We start from the raw sequence: 6,271 nt of genomic DNA, 5'->3' as shown, positions 1-6,271 counted from the left end.
GATTCTTCCTAATTTATAGGTTTTGTAATCCGGAAAGAGCTCCTTAGCCAAGGACAAAGTATCTAAATAGGTGTAAGCAAAGTCATAGCCTAAGACCTTAGCATTATGCTTTAAGAAACCCAGATCAAATTCAGCATTATGAGCCACCAACACGCTTCCCTCGATAAAATCCAGCAGTTTGGGAAAGACCTTTTCTATGGTTTCTGCATCCTTGACCATATCATAGATACGTTGGCAATTTTGAGAATGTCATTTAACTTCTTAATTCATTAATTTTCTGGCTCCTTCCATTTTGGTTGTTTACTTTAAGGCAAAAAAATAAGCCCCTTACTTAAAAAGGCTTTATCTCTGCACCGAAAGGAACCCAAACAGCACAGATAGGACCTGATACTCCTTCTGTCTGCCCCGCCGCCTTATCAAAATCGAACATGCGCGAGTCAATCATGTCCTAGTAGTGCAGTAGTTCGGTTTCTTTAAGCATTGGCCGCTTTGGGCTTCCCATTCGGGCGTTTGGTGGTGCGACAAAATCATGTGCTGTAGAATAAGTTTCTTTCTACGTCTAGTTCCATGCCTTCGATTACGCGTAGACCAATCGCAAAATGCCCTAGCATTTCTCCTTCTAGTGTGTATTCTGTGCCTAAGCCTGCTTGATCAATTGTGAGTTCGTAAACTTTGTTGATGTCGTGTAGGATGATTCCTGCAAAGAGCAAGTCTGTGTTACATGCATAAACGGCCATAGTTTCTCAGCTGAAAGTAGCATTGTCGTGATGTGTTGAAGCAAACCGCCCTTGTATGAATGATGATTGGATTTTGCGGCTGGGTAGTACATGAGTCTGACTTTGTGTTGCTGGATAACAGCTTTGACAGCCACTTTAAGTTTGTCGTTGCAATGGAATCCATGAACCGGATAAGAATGGCCCACATCCTAACTGGCGGTGTAAGAGCTGATGGAATGATCGTCTGAATCTTAAGCTGTAGTGAGCCTTTGTACTCTTGGACCATGGCATATATTTTTACGATGTCTCTTTTTGGGTTGTTCCCCCCATAAGAGCTTCCGTAATGTCTCAAACCTTAGCGTTGATTACCCCCACCCAGGCATAAAGAATAATGAGTGCTTTTTGATGAGAGAGCTATACATTGGATCATGCATTAAGTTTTTTTCATGCAATCATAACTGACATCAATACTTCTAAAATAACAGGAATCCTAGACGTATCCAAATTGAAAAATATGAATATACCATACAAGAGTATAAATATTTCAAAAGATTGATAAATAGTATTCCTTGCTGCCTTTATTGATTCCAACCACTTCAAGTCTTTTTTATAAAAGGAAGTATTTCTTTCTTTAATATTTCATAACTGAAAATCGTTCCAATTAAAACGGAAAAGGCGTACAAAGCGATGTCTAAGTTTTCTCTCAATCTGCCACTTATAGGAAAAATAATAACGTAGCCTATAAATCCAATAACTAGAAAAGTATTTAAGATAAATTTCAATAGTTTCATATTGATCCCCCTCATTAATCTCTTTTTTAATACAGTTATTAAGATTCAACCGACTTCCTTAAACTTGAAAATTATTATTAAATACTTACTCAAGTACAAATTCAGGATTTTAGAAGTTATTGAATTATTGACTATTTTTCAGTGATTGAATAGTCCTTCCTGATTATATTAGCTAAACCAGGATTTTTAACCAGGAAGGACATTCTTTTGCTGAAAAAATGAGATAAGATCCATGGCTAAAGCTTTAGAATCCCTTGATGATTCCTTGATTTTGGCAACTTACATATCGTAAGTGAGTTTATCATAGTGGCAAGAAAAAGCCAATTATCTTCACAAGAGTTGGTGTCATATATTCCAAACTGCTAGGCAATAGATAATTTACAACGTTGGTTAAAAAGGCATCTATTGTATCTGAAATACCTACGAAGATGTCCAAAGCCTCAAATACTTTATCTGCTACAAAGTATTTTTTTAGGTTATCTGGAATTTTTGCATAAACCTTTGCCCAATTATCTTTTAACCATTTAGCGGCTGCTTTAACAGCTGCTGAACCAATTGAGTTTGGTTGAACGACACCGCCCTCTTTGTCAGGACGAATTGCCTCAGAAGTAGATGCCTTTGTTTGTGATTCATCAGTAGCATTAACTGCAGTAGTATTATATGGAGATGGAGAAGCAGCAAATACAAAAGATGCACCTATCATATTGATAGAGATAGCCATTACAAGCATTAAAGCAATTTTTTTAATCTTCAAGTTTAAAACCTCCAAATTTTTCAAATGAGCAAATGATACGGAGACGGTAGTTACCTCGGTTGTCAGATAGAATCTCCACATATTGGTTAGTTCTAAGGAAACTTAAATATAAAATGCAAACATATTTACCTCCTTTTACTAAGATTTTTGAGACAATTGAAGGACTTACGCTTAAAGATTTCTACGATATAATTCTATGTCCTATTGTCCTTGTCTTAATCCGCGTTTAAGCTGTTTCAACTTTCTTTTTACACATCCCAATTTACATATGAAAAAAACCGGGGATTTCCCGGTTTAAAAAAAGTTTAATTTCTGTTGTAGCTCTTTATATCGTTCCTCTGTAATATATGCAACTTCTTTCAATTTGCCGAAGACAACTAGGTAATTACTACGGGACCAGGGCTGAATCTCGACTACCTTATCCAAATTGACTAGGTAGCTACGGTGGGTTCGCATAAAACTCCCCACCCCAGTTCTTTTTTCTAGAGTATCCAAGGAATCATTGGTCATTATTTTCTTACCGTCGTCGGTATGAATTATTGTTTTACGTTTTTCTCGATTGATAAACACAATAATATTGGTGTCAATTAATGATAGGTAACGTTCATTCCTTACAGCTACCTTGTGCTGGATGCATATAGGTTCAGTGATTTGTTTTCCATTTTTCAATGTACTCCTTTGTCGCATCTCCACAAGTTTCTGTATTTTAGTAATGGTCTGAATAAGTCGTTCCATCTTATAAGGTTTTAAGAGATAATCAACTGCATATACCTCAAATGCTTCAGGCATGTAATCCGGATGTCCTGTGGCATAGATTAAAAACACATCAGGAATTATGTCCAGAATCTCTTTAGAGGCCTCAAATCCGTTCTTCCCCGGTAGTTCTACATCCATAATAATCACATTAGGCTCAAGTTTATTTGCAAGGTCTACAGCCTCAGTTCCATTTTCCGCTTCTCCCACGACTTGGACTTCATTAATACCAATAAGCGCCCTTTTCAATATCAGTCGCATATTGGTATCATCTTCAACAATGAGGACTTTTAATAGCATAATAACCTCTTATTTCTGAAGAGCTTTAGGTACTTTTGGTTGATAAAGGGTGACTAAACTAGTAGGTTGTACAGCTACGAACGCTATTAATGATACCGCTGAAACCACAAAAGAAAGTACTGCTTTTTTAATCATAGTTTTTCTCTCCTTTTTCTAATAATTTCGATTTTTAGTTATCCTCCAAGGTGTCAATGAATCTCATTATTTTGAACCCTGTCGGGGTAATGCTAATGCTTTGAAGAATATGTGCTATGAGCGTTCCTAAAAGAATAAACGCAGTTTTTTCTAACGGAAACCATAACAAAAGATAACAGGTTAATATAAACCATAATACAATCCAACCAAGAGAAAATTTCTTTTGTCTGTTCTTTTCTGTTGGCGAAAGAGGTTTGTTCACCGTCTCTGCCGGAGCCCACTTGATAGCAATCCATAAGGTCATTACAAAAGTTGCAGTAACAATTCCAAAATTCAAAGGCACTGAAAACCTAAAATAGGGTAATAACATCTGTGTAATTTTTCCCATTCCTAGAAAGAGCATTAGGCTGAGGACGAAACATCGCTCATAGGTTTCTGAATGATAACCCCCAGAAAAAAGGCGATAGATTCCCACCGTTAAGAAACCAACTATGACATATTGTGTAAGTTCTAAGGAATATGCTAGTAAAAACAATGTAATAATCTTAATACTTTCCCCTATGATTACCTCAAAACCATATCGTAAAATATCGGTTCTATCTTCATCCAAATTGAGTTGTCTTTTGAAGTAGCCTGCTAACGAATTGGAAATATTAAGAATGCTCATTCGCGCTCTCCTTTTTATAAGGAAGAGATATTTCAATGGTAGTTAATCCTTCTTCGCTTTTAACCTGGATTTCACCGCGATACTTTTTTAATAGCTGGCTAGCGTTAAATAACCCCAATCCCTGCCCCCCTTTTTTTGTAGTAAATCCAGAAATAAACAGTTTATCTCTGTCGTGGTCATTGATTAGGGGTCCGTTATCAGTCACTTTCAATATAAACAAATTTCCCTGTCGATAAGCTTCCAGTTCTACTATTGAAGATTCTACTGGTGTAATAATTAGTTTTTGTACTGCATTGTCCAACAGATTTCCCACTATAGTATTTAATTCAGAGATTTTCAAGGGAAGCTTAACTGAAGTCCTAATACTGACTAAAAATTTAATACCGTGCCGTTCCATTTCCCCACTTTTAACAAAAAGCAAGGCATTTAACCCCGGATTATCCGATCTTATAATTTCATTAATCATAGAAATCTCTGTAAAGCTTTCTTCCAGATAGTTTTTTGCTTCTTCATAGGCATTCACGGATAGAAAACCGTACACAGTCTGAAGGTGGTGATTGAAGTCATGTCTCTGGCTCCGCATAGTTTGCAACAGTTCTTTTAGATGTTCTAGGTTTTCAATCCTTATCTGATTTTCCATCTCCTGTTCCATGTGCTTAAAGCTATTGTTCATAAATGTTATGGAAATAATAGCTAGTATGATAAGAATAATATTAACAGGTAATAAAAGATTAATCATTGTACCAGCTGGGAAAACGTTTATTGGAATATTAAAGCTTAAATTTAATAATGCTAAAATAAGTAGTTGAAACATTAGGATGGAAATTAGCGGCAATCGACTTTTGATTATATCCATCATCTATGGTAATTTGTTAGATTGAATAGTTTAAATTTGTTGAAGTAAATGACGAAGATAAATAAAAACATGGTCAATGCTTGTGGTATGAAAAACATTACTCTTAAATATGTATTTTTCAGTATTATATCTAAAGGAATATCTGTTAATTGAAGTAGAAGTGGAACAAAAGTTACATCGAGGATAGTATATATTGTGGCACTAATCAGAATACATATAAGAGAATATAAATAGGGTACCCTCAATATTAATAGTAGCGGTATTGAAAATAAAGGAATCTGAATAATTGTATGAATTCCAAACGGCAATGGTAATAAGCGCACGCAGAACGAAATAAGAGCTTGTATTATTGCAATTAAAAATAATTTTCCAAAACATTTTTGAACTCTTATTCCGAATAAGATCAAACCCAAAGTGGTAATCAGCAATTCTTCTGGTATTGACAAGAGCAAAATAACTTCTAATGGCATATTATCCATATTATTTAGAACCTCCAATTTGTATATACTTCTACATTCAGGATGAAATACCTTCCATTAATGATAATTTTTTCAAATTATTTCGTAGTAATTCAATTAATATAGATTGTAAAAATATTGAAAAAGAAACCTCCTTGACCTTTAAATAGCTCTCGGCATTCACCGAGTTAGATGGCGCAAGGTTTCTCTTAAACAATCAATCTTGTAAGTTGTAAGTCTTTAGCGTGCATTACAATTTTGTTTTCCACCAATCTTTTTCAGCTCGCAGCAGCGGAGACTCCCCTGGGTAATGGGGGCAATGAGGGAGGATAACCTTGCCGGGGGTGGTTATTTCTCTTTACTATTAAAACAACGATTGCTGCATTTGCAATACTCGTTGTTTTGATTTCATCCGCACGTATTATCATCTGTCCTTTCAAAACAAAGTTCAGGTGAAACAATTCTTATTTCGCGTTCTGAGTTTTCTTTCTGCCAATAGACTACATATCTAATTTTTGCTGTTTCAGGAACTGAATGATAAAGGGGATAATTTCAGACTAGAAGACTAGAGCATTGAGGGGCAGATGAGAATTATTGAAGTTGGAAGTTTAAAAAAGTCCTTTTGCTTCTTGTAACAGGGGGGATCAGTATGATAATGTGCTTATGCATATAGAGTGTGCATTCAAAAGATTGATGAATAGTATTCCTTGCTGCCTTTATTGATTCCAGCCACTTCAAGTCTTTTTTATAAAAGGAAGTATTTCTTTCTTTAATATTTCATAACTGAAAATCGTTCCAATTAAAACGGAAAAGGCGTACAAAGCGATGTCTAAGTTTTCTC

General features: G+C 35.5%; 8 protein-coding genes and 1 pseudogene. 1 reads left to right on the top strand and 8 read right to left on the bottom strand.

All coding sequences use genetic code 11. The features are described 5' to 3' along the window. Together UF75_RS24130 and UF75_RS30535 are read right to left on the bottom strand one after the other, a co-directional pair. Positions 1-222: pseudogene (locus UF75_RS24130) on the bottom strand (exonuclease domain-containing protein); the annotation flags it as partial. A gap of 305 nt (positions 223-527) precedes the next feature. Beyond that, on the bottom strand, positions 528-737 hold the full coding sequence (locus UF75_RS30535) for a hypothetical protein (RefSeq protein ID WP_052693599.1): 210 nt from the start codon (positions 735-737) through the stop codon (positions 528-530). 59 nt (positions 738-796) lie between these two features. On the opposite strand from UF75_RS30535, the gene UF75_RS29485 reads away from it, so the two are divergent. Continuing rightward, a complete protein-coding gene (locus UF75_RS29485; RefSeq protein ID WP_197079528.1) occupies positions 797-964 on the top strand; it encodes a hypothetical protein in 168 nt (55 codons plus the stop codon). 348 nt (positions 965-1,312) lie between these two features. On the opposite strand, the gene UF75_RS24120 is transcribed toward UF75_RS29485, so the two are convergent. The 6 genes from UF75_RS24120 to UF75_RS24100 form a co-directional block, all read right to left on the bottom strand. Further along, entirely contained in the window at positions 1,313-1,507 is a 195-nt protein-coding gene (locus UF75_RS24120) for a hypothetical protein (protein ID WP_045577063.1), read from the bottom strand. A 301-nt stretch (positions 1,508-1,808) separates the two neighbouring features. Next, the gene (locus tag UF75_RS24115; protein WP_045577062.1) at positions 1,809-2,261 is read right to left on the bottom strand and encodes a hypothetical protein; all 453 of its coding nucleotides are present in this window, start codon (positions 2,259-2,261) and stop codon (positions 1,809-1,811) included. A gap of 294 nt (positions 2,262-2,555) precedes the next feature. Next, positions 2,556-3,314, bottom strand: a complete 759-nt coding sequence (locus UF75_RS24110; RefSeq protein WP_045577061.1) for a LytTR family DNA-binding domain-containing protein — start codon at positions 3,312-3,314, stop codon at positions 2,556-2,558. Between the two features lie 9 nt (positions 3,315-3,323). Beyond that, on the bottom strand, positions 3,324-3,449 hold the full coding sequence (locus tag UF75_RS27740; RefSeq protein ID WP_082075325.1) for a cyclic lactone autoinducer peptide: 126 nt from the start codon (positions 3,447-3,449) through the stop codon (positions 3,324-3,326). Positions 3,450-3,483: 34 nt separating this feature from the next. Next, positions 3,484-4,116: an accessory gene regulator B family protein gene (locus UF75_RS24105; protein WP_045577060.1), complete on the bottom strand. Its 633-nt coding sequence runs from the start codon at positions 4,114-4,116 to the stop codon at positions 3,484-3,486. After that, complete coding sequence (locus UF75_RS24100; RefSeq protein ID WP_242860412.1) at positions 4,103-4,930, bottom strand: ATP-binding protein; 828 nt, start codon at positions 4,928-4,930, stop codon at positions 4,103-4,105. The genes UF75_RS24105 and UF75_RS24100 overlap by 14 nt, the downstream gene beginning before the upstream one ends. Positions 4,931-6,271 lie beyond the last annotated feature (1,341 nt).

It is taken from the genome of Desulfosporosinus sp. I2, assembly GCF_000960765.1.
GTDB lineage: Bacteria > Bacillota > Desulfitobacteriia > Desulfitobacteriales > Desulfitobacteriaceae > Desulfosporosinus.
Note: the sequence above shows the minus strand (reverse complement) of the source record. Positions and strands in the feature narration are given on the sequence as shown.